Origin of the sequence: Nonomuraea sp. NPDC048881, from assembly GCF_040649795.1 — a bacterium.
Taxonomy (GTDB): Bacteria; Actinomycetota; Actinomycetes; order Streptosporangiales; family Streptosporangiaceae; genus Nonomuraea.
Genome location: NZ_JBEZGC010000008.1, coordinates 74,572 through 98,070, shown reverse-complemented (window position 1 = coordinate 98,070; position 23,499 = coordinate 74,572). Strand labels below are relative to the sequence as shown.

The 23,499-nt window shown below is 72.0% G+C and carries 19 protein-coding genes; 11 read left to right on the top strand and 8 right to left on the bottom strand.

Annotated features, from left to right (window positions below):
- Window positions 1-59: 59 nt before the first annotated feature.
- Both AB0C33_RS27635 and AB0C33_RS27630 read right to left on the bottom strand, forming a co-directional pair.
- Entirely contained in the window at window positions 60-791 is a 732-nt protein-coding gene (locus tag AB0C33_RS27635; protein ID WP_358292998.1) for a response regulator, read from the bottom strand.
- The gene (locus tag AB0C33_RS27630) at window positions 788-2,281 is read right to left on the bottom strand and encodes an ATP-binding protein (protein ID WP_358292996.1); all 1,494 of its coding nucleotides are present in this window, start codon (window positions 2,279-2,281) and stop codon (window positions 788-790) included. The genes AB0C33_RS27635 and AB0C33_RS27630 overlap by 4 nt, the downstream gene beginning before the upstream one ends.
- 104 nt (window positions 2,282-2,385) lie before the next feature.
- Between AB0C33_RS27630 and AB0C33_RS27625 the strand changes: the two genes are divergently transcribed.
- Complete coding sequence (locus AB0C33_RS27625; protein WP_358292994.1) at window positions 2,386-3,714, top strand: cation:dicarboxylase symporter family transporter; 1,329 nt, start codon at window positions 2,386-2,388, stop codon at window positions 3,712-3,714.
- Window positions 3,715-3,741: 27 nt separating this feature from the next.
- On the opposite strand, the gene AB0C33_RS27620 is transcribed toward AB0C33_RS27625, so the two are convergent.
- The 3 genes from AB0C33_RS27620 to AB0C33_RS27610 form a co-directional block, all read right to left on the bottom strand.
- On the bottom strand, window positions 3,742-4,560 hold the full coding sequence (locus AB0C33_RS27620; protein ID WP_358292992.1) for an SAM-dependent methyltransferase: 819 nt from the start codon (window positions 4,558-4,560) through the stop codon (window positions 3,742-3,744).
- 47 nt (window positions 4,561-4,607) lie between these two features.
- On the bottom strand, window positions 4,608-5,963 hold the full coding sequence (locus AB0C33_RS27615) for an ATP-binding protein (protein WP_358292990.1): 1,356 nt from the start codon (window positions 5,961-5,963) through the stop codon (window positions 4,608-4,610).
- Window positions 5,964-6,026: 63 nt separating this feature from the next.
- The gene (locus tag AB0C33_RS27610; protein ID WP_358292988.1) at window positions 6,027-7,520 is read right to left on the bottom strand and encodes a glycoside hydrolase family 13 protein; all 1,494 of its coding nucleotides are present in this window, start codon (window positions 7,518-7,520) and stop codon (window positions 6,027-6,029) included.
- Between the two features lie 298 nt (window positions 7,521-7,818).
- Here AB0C33_RS27610 and AB0C33_RS27605 point away from each other — a divergent pair, with 298 nt between their 5' ends.
- The 6 genes from AB0C33_RS27605 to AB0C33_RS27580 are packed head-to-tail and all read left to right on the top strand — an operon-like array spanning window position 7,819 to window position 14,889.
- Complete coding sequence (locus AB0C33_RS27605) at window positions 7,819-9,096, top strand: maltose ABC transporter substrate-binding protein (protein WP_358292986.1); 1,278 nt, start codon at window positions 7,819-7,821, stop codon at window positions 9,094-9,096.
- A gap of 1 nt (window position 9,097) precedes the next feature.
- Complete coding sequence (locus tag AB0C33_RS27600) at window positions 9,098-10,666, top strand: ABC transporter permease subunit (protein ID WP_358292984.1); 1,569 nt, start codon at window positions 9,098-9,100, stop codon at window positions 10,664-10,666.
- Window positions 10,663-11,502, top strand: a complete 840-nt coding sequence (locus tag AB0C33_RS27595) for a sugar ABC transporter permease (protein ID WP_358292982.1) — start codon at window positions 10,663-10,665, stop codon at window positions 11,500-11,502. The genes AB0C33_RS27600 and AB0C33_RS27595 overlap by 4 nt, the downstream gene beginning before the upstream one ends.
- A gap of 5 nt (window positions 11,503-11,507) precedes the next feature.
- Window positions 11,508-13,292: a glycoside hydrolase family 13 protein gene (locus AB0C33_RS27590; RefSeq protein WP_358292980.1), complete on the top strand. Its 1,785-nt coding sequence runs from the start codon at window positions 11,508-11,510 to the stop codon at window positions 13,290-13,292.
- Window positions 13,293-13,350: 58 nt separating this feature from the next.
- Complete coding sequence (locus tag AB0C33_RS27585) at window positions 13,351-14,601, top strand: right-handed parallel beta-helix repeat-containing protein (protein WP_358292978.1); 1,251 nt, start codon at window positions 13,351-13,353, stop codon at window positions 14,599-14,601.
- Between the two features lie 18 nt (window positions 14,602-14,619).
- Window positions 14,620-14,889, top strand: coding sequence for a hypothetical protein (locus AB0C33_RS27580; RefSeq protein WP_358292975.1), 270 nt, complete (start codon window positions 14,620-14,622; stop codon window positions 14,887-14,889).
- A gap of 3 nt (window positions 14,890-14,892) precedes the next feature.
- Here the strand turns inward: AB0C33_RS27580 and AB0C33_RS27575 are convergent, their stop codons facing one another.
- Complete coding sequence (locus tag AB0C33_RS27575; RefSeq protein ID WP_358292972.1) at window positions 14,893-16,053, bottom strand: thiolase family protein; 1,161 nt, start codon at window positions 16,051-16,053, stop codon at window positions 14,893-14,895.
- A gap of 70 nt (window positions 16,054-16,123) precedes the next feature.
- Window positions 16,124-16,681 carry a WHG domain-containing protein gene (locus AB0C33_RS27570; RefSeq protein ID WP_358292969.1) on the bottom strand — a complete coding sequence of 186 codons (558 nt, stop codon included), beginning with the start codon at window positions 16,679-16,681 and terminating at the stop codon, window positions 16,124-16,126.
- A 54-nt stretch (window positions 16,682-16,735) separates the two neighbouring features.
- Here AB0C33_RS27570 and AB0C33_RS27565 point away from each other — a divergent pair, with 54 nt between their 5' ends.
- The 3 genes from AB0C33_RS27565 to AB0C33_RS27555 all read left to right on the top strand — a co-directional run bounded on the left by AB0C33_RS27565 (window position 16,736) and on the right by AB0C33_RS27555 (window position 21,989).
- Window positions 16,736-19,882 (top strand): cytochrome P450, encoded by a 3,147-nt coding sequence (locus tag AB0C33_RS27565; RefSeq protein WP_358292966.1) that lies wholly within the window; start codon window positions 16,736-16,738, stop codon window positions 19,880-19,882.
- A gap of 265 nt (window positions 19,883-20,147) precedes the next feature.
- Entirely contained in the window at window positions 20,148-20,783 is a 636-nt protein-coding gene (locus AB0C33_RS27560; protein WP_358292963.1) for an amino acid-binding protein, read from the top strand.
- Between the two features lie 42 nt (window positions 20,784-20,825).
- Window positions 20,826-21,989, top strand: coding sequence for an acyl-CoA dehydrogenase family protein (locus AB0C33_RS27555; protein WP_358292961.1), 1,164 nt, complete (start codon window positions 20,826-20,828; stop codon window positions 21,987-21,989).
- Here AB0C33_RS27555 and AB0C33_RS27550 read toward each other — a convergent pair whose 3' ends face one another.
- On the bottom strand, window positions 21,990-22,346 hold the full coding sequence (locus tag AB0C33_RS27550; RefSeq protein WP_358292958.1) for a metalloregulator ArsR/SmtB family transcription factor: 357 nt from the start codon (window positions 22,344-22,346) through the stop codon (window positions 21,990-21,992).
- 51 nt (window positions 22,347-22,397) lie between these two features.
- Between AB0C33_RS27550 and AB0C33_RS27545 the strand changes: the two genes are divergently transcribed.
- On the top strand, window positions 22,398-23,492 hold the full coding sequence (locus tag AB0C33_RS27545; RefSeq protein ID WP_358292955.1) for a cation diffusion facilitator family transporter: 1,095 nt from the start codon (window positions 22,398-22,400) through the stop codon (window positions 23,490-23,492).
- Window positions 23,493-23,499 lie beyond the last annotated feature (7 nt).

Genomic DNA, 23,499 nt, shown 5'->3' with positions numbered 1-23,499 from the left:
GTGCATCGGATCGCACCCAGAAGCTAAGGGCCCGGATTGAACGGGCAGCGTCACCGCCATTAACTTTCCATGGGGATCCGGTAGAGCAACTCTGGCCGGCCCACCCCGCCGTACTGCGGCACGCGCACCGCCGTCCCCAGCTCGACCAGGTGTTCCAGGTAGCGGCGGGCGGTCACCCGGGACACCCCGACGGCCTGCGCCACGCTCTGCGCGGTGCTGCCGCCGGGCCGCTCGCGCAGCCGCGCCGACACGGCGTCGAGGGTGTCGCGGGCCAGCCCTTTGGGCAGCTCGGAGCTGCCACGCAGGGTGCCGAGCACCCGGTCGACGTCGCCCTGGGCGACGATCACGCCGGTGTCCTGCCTGAACCGGGCGTAACGCGCCAGCTTCTCGGCCAGGGTCGCGTAGGTGAACGGCTTGAGAAGGTACTGGGAGACGCCCAGCGACACCGCCGAGCGCACCGTCGCCAGGTCGCGCGCCGAGGTGACGGCGATGACGTCGCACAGCAGCCCGCCGGCCCGCACCGCGCGGCACACCTCCAGGCCGTGCATGTCGGGCAGGTACAGGTCGAGCAGGATGAGGTCGACGGGCCGGCCGCGCAGGAACCGCAGCGCCTCGCCGCCCGAACGCGCCACCCCGGCCACCTCGAACCCGGCCACCCGCTCGACGTAGACCCGGTTGGCCTCGGCCGTGATCTCCTCGTCCTCCACGATCAGCACGGAGACCGGCCCGTCCGGCCCGCTCGCCGCGCCCGCTCCGGGCCCGGCGAGCGGGCCGGTGTCCGGCCGGTTCATCGGACCCGCTCCGGGACCGGCAGCCGCACCGTGAACGCCGACCCGGCCACCTCGATCGTGCCGCCCAGCCGCCGCACCGCCTGCCCGACCAGCGCCAGCCCGAGCCCGTGGCCGTCGCCCTTGGTGGTCCAGCCCTTCGCGAACGCCTCCGGCGCGGTCAGCCCCGGCCCGTCGTCGGCCACCCTGATCACCACCCCGTCCCCGTCCGCGCTCAGGTGCACCTCGACCCGGGTGGCCGCGTCGAGGGCGTTGTCGACCAGGTTGCCGACGATCGTCACCAGGTCGCGCGGGTCCAGGCCCAGGTCGTCGAGGTCGCTGTCGGGCGTGAGCAGCAGCTCGCCGCCGCGTTCGGCCGCCTCGGCGCTCTTGCCGAGCAGCAGCGCGGCCAGCACCGGCTCGCGCACCGCGCCCACCACCCGGTCGGTCAGCTCCTGCGCCGCGCGCAGCTCGGCCGTGCCCAGCGCGACGGCCTGCTCGGTGCGTCCCAGCTCGACCAGCGTGATCACGGTGTGCAGCCGGTTGGCGGCCTCGTGCGCGGCCGAGCGCAGCGAGTCGGCGAAGCCGCGTTCGGCGTCGAGCTGCCCGGCCAGCGCCTGCAGCTCGGTGTGGTCGCGTACGGTCACCACCGTGCCGAGCCTGCTGGCCGCGCCGTTGACGGCCAGCACCCGGTCGCCGGCCAGGTGCACGCGTTCCTCCTGGCCTTCCAGCAGCGCCGACAGGCCCAGCTCGGCCATGTGCCGGCCCTCGGCGTCCGGCGGCAGGTCCAGGAGCTGCCGGGCGGCGTCGTTGCACAGCGTCAGCGTGCCGTCGCCGCCGACCAGCAGCAGGCCCTCCCGCACGGCGTGCAGGACGGCGTCGTGGTGGTCGTGGATGCGGCCCAGCTCCACCGGGCCGAGCCCGTGGGTCTGGCGGCGCAGGCGTGCGGTGACCAGCCACGTCCCGGCCGCGCCGAGGCCGAGCGCGAGGGCGGCGACCAGGCCGCTCCAGGCGACCTGGTCGCGCAGCCGGGCGCTGATCCGGTCGATCGTGATGCCCGCGCTGACCAGGGCCCTGACCCGGCCGCCGGACCACACGGGCGTCACGGCCCGCTTGGAGGGGCCGAGCGTGCCGGTGTAGGTCTCGACGAACGTCCGGCCGGCCAGGGCCCGCCCGGTGTGGCCGAGGAAGCGCCGGCCGATCTCGGCCGGGTTCGGATGGGTGTAGCGGGTGCCGTCCGGCTTCATGATGGTGACGAAGTCGACGCCGGTCTCCTTGCGCACCCGTTCGGCGTACGGCTGCAGGGCCAGGGTCGGCTCCGGGCCGTCGAGGGCGGCGGCCACGCCCGGCGCGGCGGCCACGCTGACCGCCACGGCCCTGGCCGTGGCGCCGGCCTCCTCGGTGAGCAGGCGGTGGGCCTGCACCAGCGCGAGCACCGCGCAGCCCGTCACGGCGACCGCGACCACGACCAGTTGCAGGACCAGCATCTGGCCCGCCAGGCTCCAGCGGCGCATGAGCCCCCCTTGCGTGAACGAAACTTACTCAATCGTGACGTGGGTCACAGCGAGCCGCATAGTCGCACGACCAGCCCCTTTTTCCCAAGCGGTGGAGACCCCTCATGCGTGATCGCACTCGCTATCTGTACCTGGCCGTCATCGTGGCGGTCCTGCTCGGCATCCTGGTCGGGTTCGTCTGGCCGGAGGCGGGCAAGGAGCTCAAACCCCTCGGCACCGGGTTCGTGGCGCTGATCAAGATGCTGATCAGCCCCATCATCTTCTGCACGATCGTGCTCGGCATCGGCTCGGTACGCCAGGCCGCCAAGGTCGGCAAGGTCGGCGGCCTCGCGCTGGGCTACTTCATGGTGATGTCCACCGTCGCCCTGGTCATCGGCCTGCTGGTCGGCAACGTCATCGACCCCGGCTCCGGGCTGCACCTGACCGACGCCGCCCGGCAGGCCGCCGAGGCAGAGGCGGCCAAGGGCGAGGCCACCGGCGGGGTCGACTTCCTGCTCGGCATCATCCCCGTCACGCTGGTGTCGGCCTTCACCGAGGGCTCGGTCCTGCAGACGCTGCTGGTGGCGCTGCTGGCCGGGTTCGCGCTGCAGGCCATGGGCGAGCGGGGCGCGCCGATCCTGCGCGGCGTCGAGCACGTCCAGCGGCTGGTGTTCCGCATCCTGGCCATGGTCATGTGGGCCGCGCCGGTCGGCGCGTTCGGGGCCATCGCGGCCGTGGTCGGGGCCACCGGGATCGAGGCGCTCAAGAGCCTGGCCATCATCATGATCGCCTTCTACGTCGCCTGCCTGCTGTTCGTGGGCGTGGTGCTGGGCGCGCTGCTGTGGCTGGTGGCCCGGGTCAACCTGTGGTCGCTGCTGCGCTACCTCGGCCGGGAGTTCCTGCTGATCCTGTCCACGTCGTCGTCGGAGACGGCGCTGCCGCGGCTGATCGCGAAGATGGAGCACCTCGGCGTGAGCCGGACGGTGGCCGGCATCACCGTGCCGACCGGCTACTCCTTCAACCTCGACGGCACCGCCATCTACCTCACCATGGCCACGCTGTTCATCGCCTCGGCCACCGGCGCGCCGCTGCAGGTCGGCGAGCAGGTCTCGCTGCTGCTGTTCATGATGGTCGCCTCCAAGGGCGCCGCGGGCGTGACCGGGGCGGGCCTGGCCACGCTCGCCGGCGGCCTGCAGTCGCACCGCCCCGAGCTGGTGGACGGCGTCGGCCTCATCGTCGGCATCGACCGGTTCATGTCCGAGGCCAGGGCGCTGACCAACTTCGCGGGCAACGCCGTGGCCACCGTCGTGGTCGGCACCTGGACCGGCGACTTCGACCGGGAGCGGGCCGCCGAGGTGCTGGCCGGGCGGGCGCCGTTCGACGAGTCCACGCTGATCGACGAGGAGGACGACCGCCCCGAGCCGGAGCCCGATCGGCGGGCCGCGCGCGTCTAGGGTTGCCGGCTCTCGGCGCTCGCAGCTCTAGGGTTTGCGGCCGATGCCCGCGTACCCCATGCGGGCGAAGTCGTCGTCGTAGAAGGGCGGGCTCTCGGGGTCGGTGAACGGGAAACCGAGCTCCGGCCCCTTGCCCGTGGCCAGACCGGGCGGGATCAGCTCGAAGTCGCCGAAGAAGGCGGCGATCTCCTTGCCCGGCCGCGGGCAGAACGGCGCGTTGGCCCGCCGGTAGAACTGGCTGACGCGGGCCACGCGCTCGGGCGCGTGGTCGGTGCCGACGTGCGACAGGGCCAGGTAGCTGCCGGGCGCGAGCGCGTCGCGGTAGGCGGCCACGAAGCCCTGCGGGTCGTCGGTGTCGGGGATCAGGTGCAGCAGGAACATCATGAGCACGGCGACGGGCCTGCCGAAGTCCAGCAGCCCGCGCACCTCGGGGCTGTCCAGCACCTCCCGCGGGCGCCGGACGTCGCCGTGCAGCATGGCCACCTGCTCGGGGCCGGCCAGCAGGGCCCGCCCGTGGGCGGCCACCACCGGGTCGCTGTCCACGTAGACCACGCGGGCCTGCGGCGCGTACCGCAGCGCCACCTCGTGCACGTTCTCGGCGGCCGGCAGGCCGGAGCCCAGGTCGAGGAACTGGGTGACACCCTGCTCGCACAGGTACCGCACCACCCGGCCGATCAGCAGCCGGTTCTCCCGCGTGCCGTCCCTGACCTCCGGCATCGCGCTCAGCACCAGCTCGGCCAGCTCACGGTCGGCCGGGAAATTGTTCTTTCCGCCCAGGAAGTAGTCGTACATGCGCGCGGTGTTGGGGATGTGAGGATCCACGCCCTGGGGGACTTCTTGCGTCATGAGGGCATGATCCACTAACCGGCTGCCGGAAATCTACGCTTTCGACATCAGATGGCCGGAAGCCGCAGGACGAACCGCGCCCCGCCCGGACGGTCCTCCACCCGCACGCTGCCCCGGTGGGCCATCGCCACGTCCCTGGCGATGGCCAGGCCGAGCCCGGTGCCGCCGGAGTCGCGGCTGCGGGCGGCGTCGAGGCGGGTGAACCGCTCGAAGATGCGCTCGCGGTCGGCCTCGCGGATCTCCTGGCCGTCGTTCTCCACCGCCAGCACGGCGGTGCCGCCCCTGGCCGGGCCCGCCTCCCTGGTGACCACGACCCGCACCATGGTCTCGGCGTGCCGCTGGGCGTTGTCCAGCAGGTTCGTCAGCACCCTGGCCAGTTGCAGGCGCACGCCCTCGACCACCACGCCCTCGGTCAGCTCCAGCCGGGTGGGCAGCTTGTCGCTGCGCACGGCCAGCTCCTGCCGGACGAGCTGGGCCAGGTCCACCGGCTCCCTGGCCACGTCCACCCGGGAGCCGATCCTGGCCAGCAGGAGCAGGTCGGTGATGATCGCCTCCAGCCGGTCGGTGTCCCGCAGGGCGCTGTCCACCAGCGCCTCGACGTCGGTGTCCTCGGGGTAGAGCTGGGCGCTCTCCAGCTGGGCGCGCAGCCCGGCGATCGGGGTGCGCAGCTCGTGGGAGGCGTCGGAGGCGAACTGGCGCTGCTGCAGCGCGGAACGTTCCAATCGGGCCAGCGTGTTGTTGACGGCCTTGGCCAGCATGGCGACCTCGTCCTCGCCGCCCGGCTGGGTGACCCGGTGGCTCAGGTCGCCGGCGCTGACCGCGTCCAGCTCGGCGCGCATGGTCGCCACCGGGCGCAGCGCGCGGCCGGTGACCAGCCAGGTCGCCCAGGCGGTGAGCGCGATCAGCACCGCCACCTGGGAGAACACGATCACCTCCAGCGTCTGCGAGGCCAGCACCTCCGGGGTGCTGCGGCCGGCGTAGACGATGGGGGAGTCCTCCGACATGCCGGCCTTGACCGCCGACAGGTGCACGCACTCGGTCGGCAGGCAGTTGGTGGTGTTGACCACCCGGCTCTCGGCGGTGGGCCGCACGTCGCTGAGCGGCGGCAGGTTCCTGGCCGCGTCGCTGCTGGCCAGGACGCGGCCGTCGGTGCCGACGATCTGGATCAGGTCGATGGACGGGTTGGGCACCGGGATCGTGGCGCCCTGCGGCAGCCCGCCCGCGCGCATCTCCGAGGCCACCCGCTCGGCGGTGTCCCGCGTGTCCCGGTAGACGCCGGCCGTCACCAGCGAGCGCGAGACGATGCACCCGGCGACGCCCACGGGGATCAGCACGAGGGCGGCTACGGCCGTCGCGATGAGGGTGACGCGTCCGCGCAGGGAGCGGGCCCACAGGGGTGGCACTCCCCGAGACTACTAACCGTCATTGCCGCCAAATGCCGCGTCAAGGGAAAGGTTCCCCCAACCTCAACGCTGGATCCACACGGTGGTGTCCGGCGGGACCGAGCCGTCGGCCGCCAGCGGGCCGCTGGCCAGCAGCACCGTGCCGGGCACGACCGGGGCGACCGGGCGCTCGCCGGTGTTCAGCATCACGACCAGGCCCGGGTCGCGCTGGACGGCCAGCACGTCCTCGGGGGCCTCCAGCCACCGCAGCGTGCCGCCGCCGAGCGCCGGGTGCTGCTTGCGCAGCCGGAGCGCGGCCCGGTAGAGGTTCAGCGTCGAGTCCGGGTCGTGCTCCTGGGCCTCGGCCGACAGCTGCGTCCACGACGGCGGGATCGGCAGCCACGGGTCGCGCCAGCCGCAGCCCGGCTCGTTCGTCCACGGGATCGGCACCCGGCAGCCGTCGCGGCTCTCGCCGGTGCGCCGGAAGGCGGGGTCCTGGCGCAGCTCGTCGGGCAGGTCGAGGACCTCGGGCAGGCCCAGCTCCTCCCCGTTGTAGAGGTAGGCCGAGCCGGGCAGGGCCAGCATGAGCAGCGTCGCCGCGCGGGCGCGGGCCAGTCCACCGTGCCGGGTGACGTGGCGCGGCTTGTCGTGGTTGGACAGCACCCAGGTGGTGGGCGCGCCGACCAGCTCGGCCTCCGCCAGCGACTTCTCGATCACCGTACGGAACGACTTGGCGTGGAAGTCGGCCATCATGAACTCGAAGTTGAACGCCTGGTGCAGCTCGTCCGGCCCGACGTAGCGGGCCAGCCGCTCGGGCGAGGACACCCACGCCTCGGCGACGGCCATCCGCCCGCCGGGGTAGGAGTCGAGGATCGGCCGCCACTCCCGGTAGATGTCGTGCACGCCGTCCTGGTCGAAGTAGGGCACCTGCTCGTCGCCCAGCATCTCGGCCTGGCGGCCCTCCTTCGGGCCCACGTCGGGCAGGCCCTGCGCCTTGACCATGCCGTGGGCCACGTCCACGCGGAAGCCGTCCACGCCCCGGTCCAGCCAGAAGCGCAGGACGTCGCGGAACTCGGCGCGCACCTCGGGGTTGTCCCAGTTGAGGTCGGGCTGCTCGGGCGCGAACAGGTGCAGGTACCACTGGCCGTCCTCGACCTGGGTCCAGGCCGGGCCGCCGAAGATCGACTCCCAGTCGTTGGGCCGGTCGCGGAAGATGTAACGGTCGCGCAGGCCGGCCTGGAACCAGGGGTGCCGGTCCGAGGAGTGGTTGGGGACCAGGTCCACGATCACCCGGATGTCGCGCTCGTGGGCCTCGCCGATCAGGGCGTCGAAGTCGGCCAGCGTGCCGAACATCGGGTCCACGTCCCGGTAGTCGGCCACGTCGTAGCCGCCGTCGGCCATGGGCGAGGTGTAGAAGGGGCTCAGCCAGATCGCGTCCACGCCCAGCCGCGCGAGGTGGCCCAGGCGTTCCCGCACGCCCTTCAGGTCGCCGGTGCCGTCGCCGTCGGCGTCGGCGAAGCTCCGGGGGTAGACCTGGTACACGACGGCGTCCCGCCACCAGTCGTCGTTGCCGAGCATGGCTTTCCTTCCCCCGATGTCCGTGATGTCTGGTGCAGGATGTCGCGCGTCCTTGCGACAGGTCAAGTGCAAGTTTCGGAAAGTTGCAGATTCCCGGTACGCCCGTTATCGGAGGTGCGGCGAGGTCAGCGCGTCGCGGGTCGGATGTGGTTCCGGTAACGCTCTTTCGCAAGTTCTTCCAATTCTTGCAAAGAGCCGCTAACGTCCCGGAAACGTAAGCCGTGAACAGCGGCGGAAAACGATCTTCGGCGGCGGCGCACGCAGGCGTCGCCGCTCCTCCATGACCTCGGGAGGTCTCATGCGTGTTCGGGTCCTGGGAGTGGCCGCCCTCTCCACCCTCGCGTTCGCCGCCACGGCTTGCGGTGACTCCGGCTCGACCGCCCCGTCGGCGCAGCCCAGCGGCTCGGCCTCGGCCTCGGCTCCGGCCGCCGCGGCGGGCGGCACGCTGGTCATCTGGGCCGACCCGAGCCGGGTCAAGCCGCTCAAGCCCTTCGCCGACCAGTTCGGCACCGAGAACGGCGTGACCGTCGAGGTGAAGGAGATCAGCAAGGACAACCAGATGACCTTCCTGACCGCCTCCCAGCAGGGCAGCGGCCCGGACATCATGATCGGCGCGCACGACTGGATCGGCAACCTCGTCCAGAACGGCGCCATCGACCCCGTCACGCTGACCGACGAGCAGAAGGCGGCCTTCTCGGAGATCGCCATGAAGGCGGTCACCTTCAACGGCCAGGTGTACGGCGCCCCGTACGCGGTGGAGAACATCGCCCTGATCCGCAACACCAAGCTCGCCCCCGACGCCCCCGCCACGCTCGACGAGATGATCGACAAGGGCAAGGAGCTGAAGAAGGCCGGCAAGGTCAAGGAGGTGCTCTGCCTGCCCGTCGGCGTCAAGGGCGACGCCTTCCACGCCTACCCGCTGTTCGCCTCCGCGGGCGGCGCGCTGTTCGGCCAGACCGCCTCCGGCGACCCGGACCCCAAGCAGGTGCTGCTCGGCTCCGAGGGCTCGGTCAAGGCGTTCGGCAAGCTGAAGGAGCTCGGCGAGAAGGGTGACGGCGCGCTCAAGACGTCGGTCACCAACGAGAACTACATCGTCAACTTCGCCGCCGGCAAGTGCGCCTACCTGATCTCCGGCCCGTGGGCCATGAGCGAGGTCAAGAAGGGCGGCATCTCCTACGACATCACGCCCGTCCCGGCGTTCAAGGACGGCAAGCCGGCCACGCCGTTCGTCGGCGTCCAGTCGTTCTTCGTGGCGGCCAAGGGCAAGAGCAAGGCCCTGGCCCAGGAGTTCGTCGCCAACTACGTCACCAACAAGGACGTCGCCAAGGCCCTGTACGAGGCCGACCCGCGGCCCCCGGCGCTGACCGCCGCCCTCCAGGAGGTCCAGGCCGCCGACCCCGACGCCGCCAAGTTCATGGACGCCGGCAAGAGCGGCATGCCGATGCCCGCCATCCCCGAGATGGCCGCGATCTGGGAGCCGTTCGGCATCGCGGAGACCGCCGTGGTCAAGGGCGGCGACGCCGCCAAGGCCGCCGCGGCCGCGCAGAAGGCCATCGACGGCGCGCTCAAGAACTGACATGGCCCAGGACGTGCACGAGGCCGTGGGGACCACCGCGTCCCCGCGGCCTCGCCGGGAGCTGACCACGGCGTTCGTGGTGAGCAGGATCGCGGTGCTGGCCGTGGCCGCGGCGATCCTGCTCTACGCCGCGCCGCCGCTGGTCGCCGCGGAGTCGTGGGTCTCGCTCACGCTGCTGGGGCTGGCCGCCGCGGCCATCTCCTACCTGTACCTGACCCGCCGCTTCATCCCGGCCAAGTACCTCGTTCCCGGCACCGTCTTCCTGATCGCCTTCCAGGTGCTGCCCGTGCTCTACACGGTGACCACGGCGTTCACGAACTTCGGCGACGGGCACCGCGGCGACAAGGCCGACGCGGTCACCGCCATCGAGACCGGCTCGGTGCGCCAGGCCCCCGGCTCGCCCGAGTACGGCCTGACCGCCGCCCTGCGCGGCGACGAGCTGGTGTTCCTGCTGGTCGACCCCACGACCAAGCAGGTCCGGCTGGGCACCGCCGAAGGGCTGACCCCGCTCGCCGGCGCCCAGGTCGGCCTCACCGGCAAGGTCCTGACGGCCCCCGGCGTGACCGTGCTGAAGGCGCCCGAGGCGGCCGCCCGCGGCCAGGAGATCTCGGCGCTGTCCGTGCCGACGCCGGGCGGCGCGATCAAGGCCAACGGCCTCAGCCGGGCCGTGGAGGGCAAGGCCGCGCTGGTCTACGACGCCGCCTGCGACTGCGTCAAGGGCAACGGCGACACCTGGACGGCCGACGAGGCACAGGGCTACTTCGTCAACGCCGAGGGCGAGCACCTGGCACAGGGCTGGCAGGCGAACGTCGGGTTCGACAACTTCGCCCGGGTGCTGACCAACCCCACCATCTCCGGCTACTTCGTCGGCGTGCTGGGCTGGAACCTGGTGTTCGCGCTGGCCTCCGTGGCCGGCACGTTCGGTCTCGGCATGGCCGTGGCGCTGGCGCTGCACCACCCGCGCATGCGCGGCACGAAGATCTACCGGATCGCGCTGATCCTGCCGTACGCGATGCCGGCCTTCGCCATGCTCCTGGTCTGGCGGGACATGTTCAACCGCGACTTCGGCCTGATCAACCAGTTCTTCGGGCTGAGCGTCGACTGGCTCGGCGAGCCCGTCACCGCCCGCTTCGCGGTCATCCTGGTCAACCTGTGGCTCGGCTTCCCGTACATGTTCCTGGTCACCACCGGCGCGCTCCAGGCGATCCCGCGCGAGCTGACCGAGGCGGCCTCCATCGACGGCGCCACGCCGTGGAAGGCGTTCCGCCGGGTGACGCTGCCGCTGCTGCTGGTCGCGCTGACGCCGCTGCTGATCTCGTCGTTCGCGTTCAACTTCAACAACTTCAACGCCATCGCGCTCACCACCGACGGCGGGCCGTTCCCGGCCGAGAGCCCGCAGGTGGGGGCCACCGACCTGCTGATCACCTACACCTTCCGGCTGGCGTTCGGCGCGGGCGGGGCGCAGTTCGGGTTCGCGGCGGCGATCTCGGTGTTCATCTTCGCGATCGTCGCGGTCATCTCGGCCGTGGCCTTCCGCCGTACCCACAAGCAGGAGGAGGTCTACGCATGAGGATCGCGCTCAGGCACGTGTTCGTGCTGGCGGTGTGCGCGTTCGCGCTGTTCCCGATCCTGTTCGTGGTCTCGGCCGCGATCAACCCCATGGGCACGCTGGCCTCCACCGACCTGCTGCCGTCGGGGGCGAGCCTGAACAACTTCGCCAACCTGCTCACCTCCGACGACTATCCGTTCGGCCGGTGGTTCTTCAACTCGGTGTTCATCGCGCTGGTCTCGTCGTTCGCGAGCCTGCTGCTGTCGATGCTGGCCGCCTACGCCTTCAGCCGCATGCGCTTCACCGGCCGCCGGGTCGGGCTGCTGGCGCTGCTGCTCATCCAGATGTTCCCGCAGTTCCTGGCCATCGTCACGATCTTCATGATCTTCACCAGGGTGACCGAGCTGTACCCGGCGTTCGGCTTCAACACCGTCTGGGGCCTGCTGCTGCTCTACCTGGGCGGCGCGCTCGGCGTGAACACCTGGCTGATGAAGGGCTTCCTCGACACCGTGCCCAAGGAGCTCGACGAGGCCGCCACCGTGGACGGCGCCACCCACGCGCAGATCTTCTGGCGGATCATCATGCCGCTGGTCACGCCGATCCTGGCGGTCACCGCGCTGCTGGCCTTCATCGGCATCATGAGCGAGTTCCTCATGGCCAACGTGTTCCTGCGCGACCCCGAGAGCAAGACCCTGGCCGTCGGCATGTACGGCATGATCGCCGGCGACCACCGCAACGCCAACTTCGGCATGTTCGCCGCCGCGACGTTGCTCACCGCCGTACCCACGGTGAGCGTGTTCCTATGGCTGCAGAAGTACATCGTCTCCGGCCTGACGGCCGGGGCTGTCAAGGGATAGGTCCATTGCGTCATGTCGGCGAGCCGCACCACGACGGCTCAGCTCTCTACGTCTCCAGCCGGGAACCGGCGCTCGGCTCGCGGGTGACCCTCTGGCTGCGCGCGCCGCGCGCCGCCGGGATCACCGGGGTGCACGTGCGCACCGTCTGCGACGGCGAGCCCCGCTACGCCGAGGCCCGCGTCGACGACTCCAGGACCGGCACGCCGGTCGCCGGCTACGGCGCGGACGACGTGTGGTGGCAGGCGGAGATCACCGCCGTCAACCCGGTCACCCCGTACCGTTTCCTGCTGCACACCCGCCGCGGCCAGCTGTGGCTGACCGCGGCCGGACCGGTCGCCCACGACGTGACCGACGCGAGCGACTTCCGCCTGGTCTGCCACCAGGCGCCGCCCTCGTGGATGTCGGACGCGATCGTCTACCAGATCTTCCCCGACCGCTTCGACCGCTCCGGCCCGATGCCGGACCTGCCCGACTGGGCGCTGCCGCGCGACTGGGACCGCGACCCGGTGATCCCCAGCGGCCCCGGCACCGCCCAGCAGTTCTACGGCGGCGACCTCGACGGCATCACCCGGCGCCTGGATCACATCCAGGGCCTCGGCGCCGACACCGTCTACCTGACGCCGATCTTCCCGGCCCGCTCCAACCACCGCTACGACGCCGCGAGCTTCGAGCACGTCGACCCGCTGCTCGGCGGCGACGAGGCCCTGCACCGGCTGTCCGGCGCGCTGCACGCCCGCGGCATGCGCCTGCTCGGCGACATCACCACCAACCACTGCGGCGACGCCCACGAATGGTTCACCGCCGCCGTCTCCGACGTCAACGCCCTCGAACGGGAGATGTTCTACTTCGACCCCGACACCGGCGACTACGAGTCGTGGTGGGGCGTCAAGTCGCTGCCCAAGCTCAACTGGGGCAGCGAGCTGGTGCGCTCCAGCATGCGCGCGGTGCTGAAGAAGTGGCTCGGCCCGCTGGACGGCTGGCGCGTGGACGTCGCCAACATGACCGCCAGGCTCGGCGCCGACGACCGCAACCACGAGGTCGCCGCCATGCTGCGCCGGCAGCTCGGCCCCGAGGCCGCCTTCATCGCCGAGCACAACCACGACGCCTCGCTCGACCTCGACCGCGACGGCTGGCACGGCACCATGAACTACGGCGGCTTCACCCGTCCGGTCTGGGCCTGGCTACGCGGCCCCGACCTGGACCTGCCGCACTTCCTCGGCGTGCCGGGCGGCGTGCCCGAGCGTGACGGCGCCGACACCCTGGCCACGTTCAGGTCCTTCGCCTCGCACATGTCCTGGCGCTCGCTCACGCACTCCTGGCAGCTCCTGGACTCCCACGACTCGCCGCGCATCCGCACGGTGACCGGCTCGCGCGAACGCCACCTGCTGGCCCTCGGCCTGCAGGCCACGCTGCCCGGCACGCCCATGGTCTTCGCCGGCAGCGAGTTCGGCCTGACCGGGATCAACGGGGAGCACTCGCGCACCCCCATGCCCTGGAACCGGCCGCACGACCAGGACCTGGCGACCCTGTCGGCCTACCGCGAGCTGCTCGGGCTGCGCCGCGCCGAGCCCGCGCTGCGTCACGGAGGGTTGCGCTGGCTGCACTCCGACGCCGACTGCCTGGTCTTCGCGCGCGAGACGTTCGAGGAGTCGCTGCTGGTGGCCGTCCGCCGGGCGCCCGGCGCCGCGCTGCCCATCGGGACGCAGGCCCAGGGCGTCCACAATGCCCAGGACGGAGACATGATCCCGGGGGACGGTCCTTCGGTGAGTGTGTGGCGCATCACACGCTGATCACGCTACGGTATGGCCTGGCCCCGTACCGTCTTCAACTGGATAGTGGTGTGCCCGCATGAGGTTGCTCTCCGTAGCCGTCGCAGCTTCGCTTCTTACCGCCGTACCGACCGCCGCGGAAGCCAGGGCGGCCACCACCTACTACGTCGACTCCAGGTCCGGCGACGACTCCGCCGCCGGCACCAGCCCCGACAAGCCGTGGAAGTCGCTGGAGAAGGTCGGCTCCGCCGAGCTCAAGCCGGGCGACATCGTCAGCTTCAAGCGGGGCGGCAGCTTCACCGGCCCGCTCAGGCTCACCGTGAGCGGCACCGCCGCCCGGCCCATCGTCATCCGCTCCCACGGCACCGGCGCCCTGCCCCGCATCAGCGGCGACGAGCGCGACTGCGTGGTCGTCAAGGGCGCCTACTGGCAGATCAGCGGCCTGCGCGCCACCGGCTGCCGGTTCGCCGGGTTCCAGCTCGGCGGCCACCACATCGAGCTGACCGGCGTCGCGGCCGACGGCAACGCCGCGGGCGTGTGGGTCACGCCGTCCGGCTCGCACAACACCGTCCGCGACAGCACGCTCACCGGCAACAACCGCATGAGCGTCGACGACGAGGGCGGCGACAACGACTCCGGCGCCTTCGGCGTGCTGCTCAACGGCGACGACAACCTGGTGACCGGCAACACCATCACCGGCAGTTACGCCAAGAGCCACGACTACGGCACCGACGGCGCCGCCGTCGAGATCTTCAACGGCGACCGCAACCGGGTCATCTACAACACCGCGCGCGACAACGAGACCTTCACCGAACTCGGCGCCCAGAAGGGCAAGACCGCCACCGGCAACGTCTTCGCCTTCAACGTCGTCACCTCCGCCCGCAGCCGCGGCTCCTTCCTCATCACCCGCGGCCCCGGCCACGTCGTGGGCCCGGTCAAGGGCACGATCGCCGTGCACAACTCGGTCTACCTGCCGGCCAAGGACACCATCGGCTGGTCCTGCCACGACGGCTGCTCGCCCTCCATCCTCAGGCTGCGCAACAACGTGATCGCGGTCGGCGGCGAGGCGGGCTGGGCCGACGGCAAGGGCGTCGACGACGGCGGCAGCGTCTACTACGGCCGCAAGCTCACCTTCAAGCTGGGGCCGAAGTCGGTCAGGGCCGACCCGCTGTTCGTCTCCCGCACCGACCTGCGCCTGCGTCCTGGCTCCCCGGCGCTGGGCCGCGGCCTGCCGCTGTCGCCCGCCTGGTTCGGCGGCGCCGCCCTCGCCAAGGACGTGATGGGCCGGCCGCTGTCCGGGGCGCCGGACGCCGGGGCCTACCAGCGGTAGCGGTGTAGCCTACGGGGCATGGTCCCGGATCTTCGCCTGCCGCTGGTCAAGCAGCTCGCGCACACCGCCGATCCCGGTGGGCGCGTCTGGCTGTTCGAGAGCGTCGAGGGCGACGGCGAACACTGGGCGATCAGGCAGATCGAGGTCGGCACCGACCGCGTCGCCCACCGCTACTGGTGGGGCCGGCTCCAGGACGATCGCGGCTTCCTCACCGACCAGCCGCTGGAGATCTGGGAGCTGACCGAGATCACCGAGGCGGCGTTCGAGGCCGTCTGGGCCGCCGCCTGAGCCTCAGCCGGCGTTCTCCAGCACGAGCGCGTTGGCCAGGCCGCCCGCCTCGCACATGGTCTGCAGGGCGTAGCGGGCGCCGCGCGTGCGCATGGCGTGCACGAGCGTGGTCGTGATGCGGGCGCCGCTGGCGCCGAGCGGATGGCCGAGGGCGATGGCGCCGCCGTTGACGTTGACCTTCGCCGGGTCGGCTCCCGTCTCCTGCAACCAGGCCAGCACGACGCTGGCGAAGGCCTCGTTCACCTCGAACAGGTCGATGTCGGACAGCGCGAGCCCGGCGCGGCGCAGCACCTTCTCCGTGGCCGGGATCACGCCGGTGAGCATGAGCAGCGGGTCGGAGCCGGTGACGGCGAAGCTGTGCAGCCGGGCCAGCGGGCGCAGGCCGAGCCGCGCGGCGGTCTCGGAGCTGGTGATCAGGACGGCCGCCGCGCCGTCGTTGATCGGGCTGGCGTTGCCCGCGGTGACCGACCAGCTGATCTGCGGGAAACGCTCGGCGTAGCCGGGGTCGGCGTAGGCGGGCCGCAGCCCGGCCAGGATCTCGGGCGTGGTGGCGGGCCGGATCGACTCGTCGCGGTCCAGGCCGGCGATCGGGGCGAGCTCGGCGCCGAAGTCCGCGGCGGCGGCCTTGGCGTGGGAGGCGGCGGCGAAGACGTCCATCTGCTCGCGGCTCAGCGACCACTTGGCGGCGATCAGCTCGGCGCTGACGCCCTGCGGGACCAGCCCTCCGGGGAAGCGCGCGGCCACCGAGGGCCCGAACGGGTCGGCGCCCGGCGGCACGTTCGACCACATGGGCACCCGGCTCATCGACTCCACGCCGCAGGCCACGACCAGGTCGTACGCGCCGGACATGACGCCCTGGGCGGCGAAGTGCACGGCCTGCTGGGACGAGCCGCACTGCCGGTCGACCGTGACCGCGGGCACCGAGTCGGGGAAGCCGGCGGCCAGCCAGGCGTAGCGGGTGGTGTTCATGGCCTGCTCGCCCACCTGGTCGACGCAGCCGCCGATCACGTCGTCGACCAGCGACGGGTCCACGCCGCTGCGCTCGATCAGGGCGCGCAGGGCGTGGGCGAGCAGGTCGACGGGGTGCGTCCCGTGCAGCCCGCCGCCGGGTTTGCCCTTGCCGATGGGGGTGCGTACGGCTTGCACGATGACGGCGTCGCGCATCGCGGCCTCCTGTCCGTTGGAAATTCCAACTCACTCTAACGCGAGCGGGTTGGACTTTCCAACGCAGGCGTCATCGGGCGGCCAGGCCATTGATGATCATGTGCAGGGCGACGTCGAAGCTGCGCTCGACCTCCTCGGGGTCGCCGCTCAGGTGCCCCCGCGTCTCGGCGAAGACGAACCCCGAGACGAACGCGTGCAGCACCTCGCTCGTCCGCCGCAGCTCCTCCTCGGGCACCCCGGAGGCGCGCAGGATGCGGTAGAGCGCCTGCCACAGCGGCAGCCGCCGGTCCTCGCTGAACTCGGGGTGGTTGTGCAGGTAGTTCCACATGGCCGGATGTTGCCGGGCGTGCCGGTGGTAGGCCAGGGCCAGGGCGCGGAGCTGGTCCTGCCACGGGGTGCCGTCGTCGGGCGGCAGCGGCAGCCGGACGCTGACCGTCTCGCAGATGCGGGCCAGCAGCGCCTCCTTGCTCGCGACGTGGTGGTAGACCGACATGGGGTTGACGTCGAGCTCGGCGGCCAGTTTCCGCATCGACAACCCCTCGACGCCGGCCTCGTCGATCAGGCGAAGCGCCGTGGAACAGATCTCGTCAAGACTCAGGGGAGCTCCCCTGCGCGCGCTCACTGCCATACAGCGTATGGTAGCGTCAGCCATACGGTGTATGGCTACCCGAAGGGAGCACTCATGAGGCGTATCCCCGCCCCGCAGGGCCTGCCGATCCTGGGCAACACGCTGCAGATCCCGGCCCACTCGCCGGTGGAGCACTTCGTCAAGGTCGCCGAGCGGTACGAGGAGGGCATCTTCCGGCTGGAGGTCGCCGGCCGCACGATCGTGCTCGTCTATGACCCCGACCTGGTCGCGGAGGTGTGCGATGAGAGCAGGTTCGTCAAGCGCATCAAGCCGCCGCTGTCGATCGTGCGCGACTTCGGCGGCGACGGCCTGTTCACCGCCGAGCCGCACGAGCCGGTGTGGGGGCAGGCGCACCGCATCCTGCTGCCCGCCTTCAGCCAGCGCTCGATGAAGGCGTACTACCCGCAGATGCTGGAGGTCGCCGAGCAGCTCGTCGCCTCGTGGGCCGGCCGCCAGGGGCAGGACCTGCCCGTGGCCGACGACATGACCCGGCTCACGCTGGACACGATCTCGCTGACCGGCTTCGGCTTCCGGTTCGACTCCTTCGCCTCTCCCGAGCTGCACCCGTTCCTGAAGGCCATGGGCGGCGCGCTGACCGAGGCCATGCTGCGCAACCAGCAGCTCCCGTTCGTCACCAAGCTGAAGCGCGGCCACGAGGACGCCTACCGCCGCGACATCGAGACCATGCGCGCCCTGGTGGACGACGTGATCAAGCAGCGCCGCACAGAGCTGCCCGCAGCGGGCGCCGGCGACGCCAAGGACCTGCTCGGCCTCATGCTGGCGGCCGCCGACCCGCAGACCGGCGGCCGCCTGTCCGACGAGAACATCCGCAACCAGGTGCTCACCTTCCTGATCGCCGGGCACGAGACCACCAGCGGCCTGCTCTCCTTCGCCCTGTACAACCTGCTGCGCGACCCGCACACCCTGGCCAGGGCCTACGACGAGGTCGACCGCCTGCTGCCCGGCGACGAGCCGCCCAGCTACGAGACGATCATGAAGCTCGACGTCATCCCCCGGATCCTGGAGGAGACGCTGCGGATCTGGTCGCCGATCCCCGCCTTCGCCGTCAGCGCCGTCGAGGCCACCACCATCGGCGGGTACGAGATCGAGGCCGACCAGAGCGTCGCCGTGCTGCTGCCGTCGCTGCACCGCCACCCCAAGGCGTGGGAGCGGCCGGCGGAGTTCGACATCGACCGCTGGCTGCCGGAGCACAAGAAGGCCCACCACCCGGCGGCGTACAAGCCGTTCGGCAACGGCGAGCGGGCCTGCATCGGCCGCCAGTTCGCGCTGACCGAGGCCCGGCTCGCCCTGGCCATGATCCTGCGCCGCTTCGCCGTCTCCGACCCCGACGCCTACCGGATGAAGATCAAGCAGACGCTGACCATCAAGCCCGACGGGTTCACCCTGCGGGTGCGCGAGCGTCGCGCCCACGAGCGCACCGCCCCCGCCGCCGGCGTCCAGGCCGCCGGTGAGGGGGAGCGGCACGACCTCGCGGTCACCGGCGTGCCGCTCACCGTCGCCTACGGCTCCAACCTGGGCACCGCCGCCGACATCGCCGAGCGGCTGGCCGAGCGGGCCGGCCGGTCCGGCTTCGCCACCACCCTGACCACCCTGGACGACCTGACGCCGCCGTCGCAGGGCCTGCTCGTCGTGGTCGCCTCCTCCTACAACGGCAAGGCGCCCGACAACGCCCAGCGCTTCGACGCCCTGGAGGAGCTGCCCGACCTGTCGGGCGTGCGCCTGGCGGTGCTCGGCTGCGGCAACTCCCAGTGGCCGACGTACCAGGACTTCCCGCGCCGGGCCGGCGAGAAGCTGACCGCCGCCGGGGCGGTGCCGCTCGTCGAGCGCGGCGAGGCCGACGCCGACGGCGACTTCGACGGCGACGTCTCGGCGTGGACGGCCCGGCTGTGGGCGGCGCTGGCCGACGAGTACAGCGCCCCGGCGGGCGCGGCCGGGCCGCGCTACGAGATGGAGGTGCTCGGCGAGAGCGAGGTCAGGCCGGCCGTCGTGTCCGAGCGGGCCGTGCCGATGACCGTCGTGTCCAACGAGGAGCTGACCGGCGACCCCGCCGGGCTGTGGGACTTCTCGGCCGAGGCGCCGAGGCCCGGCGTGCGCTCCATCGTGGCCCGCCTGCCCGAGGGCGTCACCTACACGGCGGGCGACCACGTCGCCGTCTTCGCCAAGAACGACCCCGAGCTGGTCGAGTGGGCCCTGCGCTGCCTGCGGGTGCCGCGCGAGCAGGTGGTGCGGCTGCGCGCCGCCGGCGCCACCCACCTGCCCGTGGACACGCCGGTGACGGCCGGCCTGCTGCTGACCGAGTTCGCCGAGCTGCAGGAGGTGGCCACCAGGGCCGACCTGGAGGCCCTGGCCGCGCACACCGGCTGCCCCTGGACGCGCGGTCAGCTCGCCGAGCTGACCGCGAACTACGCCGACGAGATCCTGGCCAAGCGGGTCTCGCCGCTGGCTCTGCTGGAGCGCTTCCCGGCCGTCGAGCTGCCGCTGCCGGTGTTCCTGGAGATGGCCGGGCCGATCCGGCCGCGCTACTACTCGGTGTCCTCCTCGCCGCTGGCCGGCCCCGACCTGGTGCGGCTCACCGTCGGGCTGGTCGAGGGGCCCGCCTGGTCCGGCAGCGGCACCTACCAGGGCATGTGCTCGGCGTACCTGGCCGGGCTGCGGCCCGGTGAGGTGTTCTACGGGTACGTACGCGTGCCCGCGCCGCCGTTCCGGCTGCCCGCCGATCCGGCCACCCCGGTGATCCTGGTCGGCCCCGGCACGGGGTTCGCGCCGCTGCGCGGCTTCCTGGAGGAGCGGGCGCTGAGCGGGGCGGGCGGCCGGGCCGAGGTGTTCACCGGCTGCCGCCACCCCGACCACGACTGGCTGTACCGGGACGAGGTGACCGCCTGGGCCGCCCGCGCGGAGGTGAACGTGCACACCGCGTTCTCGGCCGTGGCCGGGCATCCGTATCGGTACGTCCAGGACGCCATGGCCGATCACGCCGAGGAGCTGTGGGAGTTGCTGAAGCAGGGCGCGTACGTGTACGTCTGCGGCGACGGCCTGCGCATGGCCCCGGCGGTGCGCCAGGCGCTGCTGGACGTCCACCGGCGGCACACCGGCGAGGGCGGAGAAGGCGGCGAGGACGGCGCGGCCTGGCTGGCCGCCCTGGAGGCGGACGGCCGCTACCAGCAGGACGTGTTCGCCTGACCCCCGGCTGACCTCACCCTGATCCCTTGCCTGATCCCCGCCTGATCCCCCGCCCGATCCCCACGTGCGGGGATCGGTCTGCCTGATCCTTGAACGATCCTTGGTCGTTTTTGGGAAAACACCTGCTCAAACCGCCACCCAGGTTCGACAATCCGGACTTAGCGCCGGATCCTGGGATATAAGCGCAGCATGCGCGACATATCCGTGGAACATACGCGAAACCTGTCCACGGCACTGTGAGAGCCTCTGGGAAAGGGGGCGGCCAATGCTGCTGCGACTGAGGGTGTCCCTGCCGGACCGGCCGGGCGGCCTTGGCCAGGTCGCGAAGGCGCTGGGGACGCTCGGCGCCGACATCCTGCAGGTCACCGTGCTGGAACGGGAGACCGGCCGGGCCGTGGACGACTTCATCGTGTCCTGGCCGGGCCCGATCAGCGCGACGGAGGTCTGCGAGCGGTTGTCGGCGACGCCGGGCGTACGCGTCGAGGGCGTCTGGCCCACCCGCGACGTGCCCGGCTCCGCCCCCGACTACGACCTGCTCATGCACGTGGCGACGGAACCGGCGCGCGGCCTGGCCACGCTGGTGGACGCCCTGCCCGCGCTGTGCGGCGCCGAGTGGTCGGTCGCGGTCGAGGACGGAGCCGTCCGGCACGCCTCGATGGCCGCGCCGGAGGTGCTGAACCTGCCCGACCCGCCGCCGCGCGCGATCACCCTGGACTCGGCGGACCTGCGGCTGATGTTGCTGCCCTTCGTCCCGCAGGGCATGCACGTCGTCGTCGCCCGCGCCGGCGGGCCCGTCTTCCACCGGGCCGAGCTGGAACGCGCGGTCCGCATCGTGGACGTCGTCGCCAAGCTGGCCGCCCGCGCGCCCGCACGATTGACCGGCCAAACATCAGACGAATAACGTGAGCCTCGACCGTCCCTCCCGCGCAGAGGACCTGAGGCCATGGATTTCGAGCTGACCGACGAGCAGAGGGCCTTCCGCGAGACCCTGCGCGCCTTCGTGGAGAAGGAGATCCTGCCCGTGGCCACCGAGTGGGAGCACTCGGGCCGCTACCCCACCGAGATCGTCGAGAAGATGAAGCAGATGGGGCTGTTCGGGCTGACCGTCCCCGAGGAGTACGGCGGCCTCGGCGCGGACATGGTCTCCTTCGCGCTGGTCTTCGAGGAGATCGCCCGCGGCTGGATGGGCGTGGCCGGCACGATCGGCTCCCACTCGCTGGCCTGCTGGATGATCGCCAGACACGGCACCGACGAGCAGAAACGCCTGCACCTCGCCGACCTGGCCGCGGGCGTCCGGCGTACCGCCATCGCGCTCACCGAGCCCGGCGCCGGGACCGACCTGCAGGGCATCCAGACCCGCGCGGTCCGCGACGGCGACCACTACGTGGTGACCGGCACCAAGACGTGGATCACCAACGCCCGGCACGCCGACCCGCTGCCCGTCCTGGTCAAGACCTCGGTCACCGAGCCCGCCCACAAGGGCATGTCGGTGCTGCTCGTCGATCCGGCCTCGCCCGGCTTCGGCGTCAGCCGCGACCTGCCCAAGCTCGGCTACAAGGGCACCGAGACCTGCGAGGTCGTGCTCGACGAAGTGCGCGTGCCGGTCTCGGCGCTGCTCGGGGGCGTCGAGGGGCGCGGCATGCAGCAGGTGCTGGGCGGGCTGGAGATCGGCCGGGTCAACATCGCCGCCCGCGCGGTCGGCGTCGCGCAGGCGGCCTACGACGCCGCCCTGGAGTACGCGCGCGAGCGCACCGCGTTCGGGCAGCCCATCGCCGACTTCCAGGCCGTCCAGCTCAAGCTCGCCGACCTGGCCACCGAGATCCAGGCCGCCCGGCTGCTCACGTACTGGGCCGCGGCCCGGGCCGACGGCGGCGAGCGGGTGGACATGGAGGCGGGCATGGCCAAGTACTTCGCCTCCGAGGTGGCGCTGAAGGCGTCGCTGGAGGCGATGCGCATCCACGGCGGCTACGGCTACTCCCAGGAGTTCGTGGTCGAACGGCTCTACCGGGACGCGCCGCTGATGGCGATCGGCGAGGGCACCAACGACGTGCAGCGGCTGGTGATCGCCCGCGCCCTCGTCTCCGGCAAGGGCCGGGTGGGCTGGTAGCTAGTCGTGCCGGGGCAGCCCCGAGACCTCGTGGTCGGCATGGGACAGCGCCTCGGCGATGAGCGCCCGCACGTGCCCGTCGCGGGCGCGGTAGAGCACCCGGCGGCCGTCCCTGCGGGTGTCCACCAGACCGGCCAGCCGGAGCTTGGCCAGGTGCTGCGACACCGACGGGCGCGCCGCGCCGACCGCCTCGGCCAGGGAGTTCACGTCCAGCTCACCGGCTGACAGTTCCCACATCAGCCGGAGCCGGGTGGCGTCGCTGAGCATGCGGAAGGCGTCCACGGCGGCGTTGACCTGGGCGGGAGTGGGTTGCTCCTGCGAGTGGTCCGCACTTGAGACGTTGTCGCGTGCGTACATGACTACATATCCTGGTCGGAGCGGACGAGACGCGCAAGCGAAGGGGTGCTCATGTCTGACTCCGATACCCATCCGCACGGGCACGGGCACGGTCACGGGCACGGGCACGGCCATGGGCATGGCCATGGGCATGGCCACGGTCCGGGGGAGCGGCGGGGGCTCAGGGCGCTGGCCGCCAAGGCCGCGCACGTGTTAACGCCGCACAGCCACGACAGCGCCGCCAGAACCGACAGCGCCCTGGAGTCCAGCAGCCGGGGCATGCGCGTGCTGGCCGTGTCCTTCGCGGTCCTCATGCTCACCGCCGTGGTCCAGGCCGTGATCGTCGTGGCGTCGGGGTCGGTCGCGCTGCTCGGCGACACCCTGCACAACCTGGCCGACGCGCTGACCGCCGTCCCGCTGGCCATCGCGTTCTCGCTCGGCCGCCGGGCCGCCACCCGCCGCTTCACCTACGGCTACGGCAGGGCCGAGGACCTCGCGGGCATCGTCATCGTCGTGCTCATCGCCGCCTCGGCCGCGCTCGCCGGGTACGAGGCCGTCCGGCGGCTCGTCGAGCCCCAGGACGTCCGGGCGCTCGGCTGGGTCGCCGCCGCCGCGCTGGCCGGGTTCGTCGGCAACGAGTGGGTGGCGCGCTACCGCATCACCGTGGGCCGCCAGATCGGCTCGGCCGCGCTCGTGGCCGACGGCCTGCACGCCAGGACCGACGGCTTCACCTCCCTGGCCGTGCTCCTCGGCGCGGGCGGCGCGGCGCTCGGCTTCCCGATCGCCGACCCGGTCGTGGGCCTGCTGATCACGGTCGCCATCTGCTTCGTGCTGCGCGACGCCGCCCGCGAGATCTACCACCGTCTCATGGACGCCGTCGACCCCGCCCTGGTGGACGAGGCCGAACGCATCCTGGCCGGCGTCCCCGGCGTCGAGCGCGTCGGCTCGGTGCGCCTGCGCTGGCTCGGCCACGCCCTGCACGCCGAGGTCGAGATCCTGGTCGACCACGCCATGTCGGTCGTGGACGCGCACGCCGTGGCGGTCGAGGCCGAGCACCGCCTGATCCACGACCTGCCGCGCCTGCGCGCCGCCACCGTCCACACCGACCCCTGCGGCCCCGACGGAGCCGACCACCACGCGTCCCTGGCGACCCACCGCATCACCTAGCCCGCTG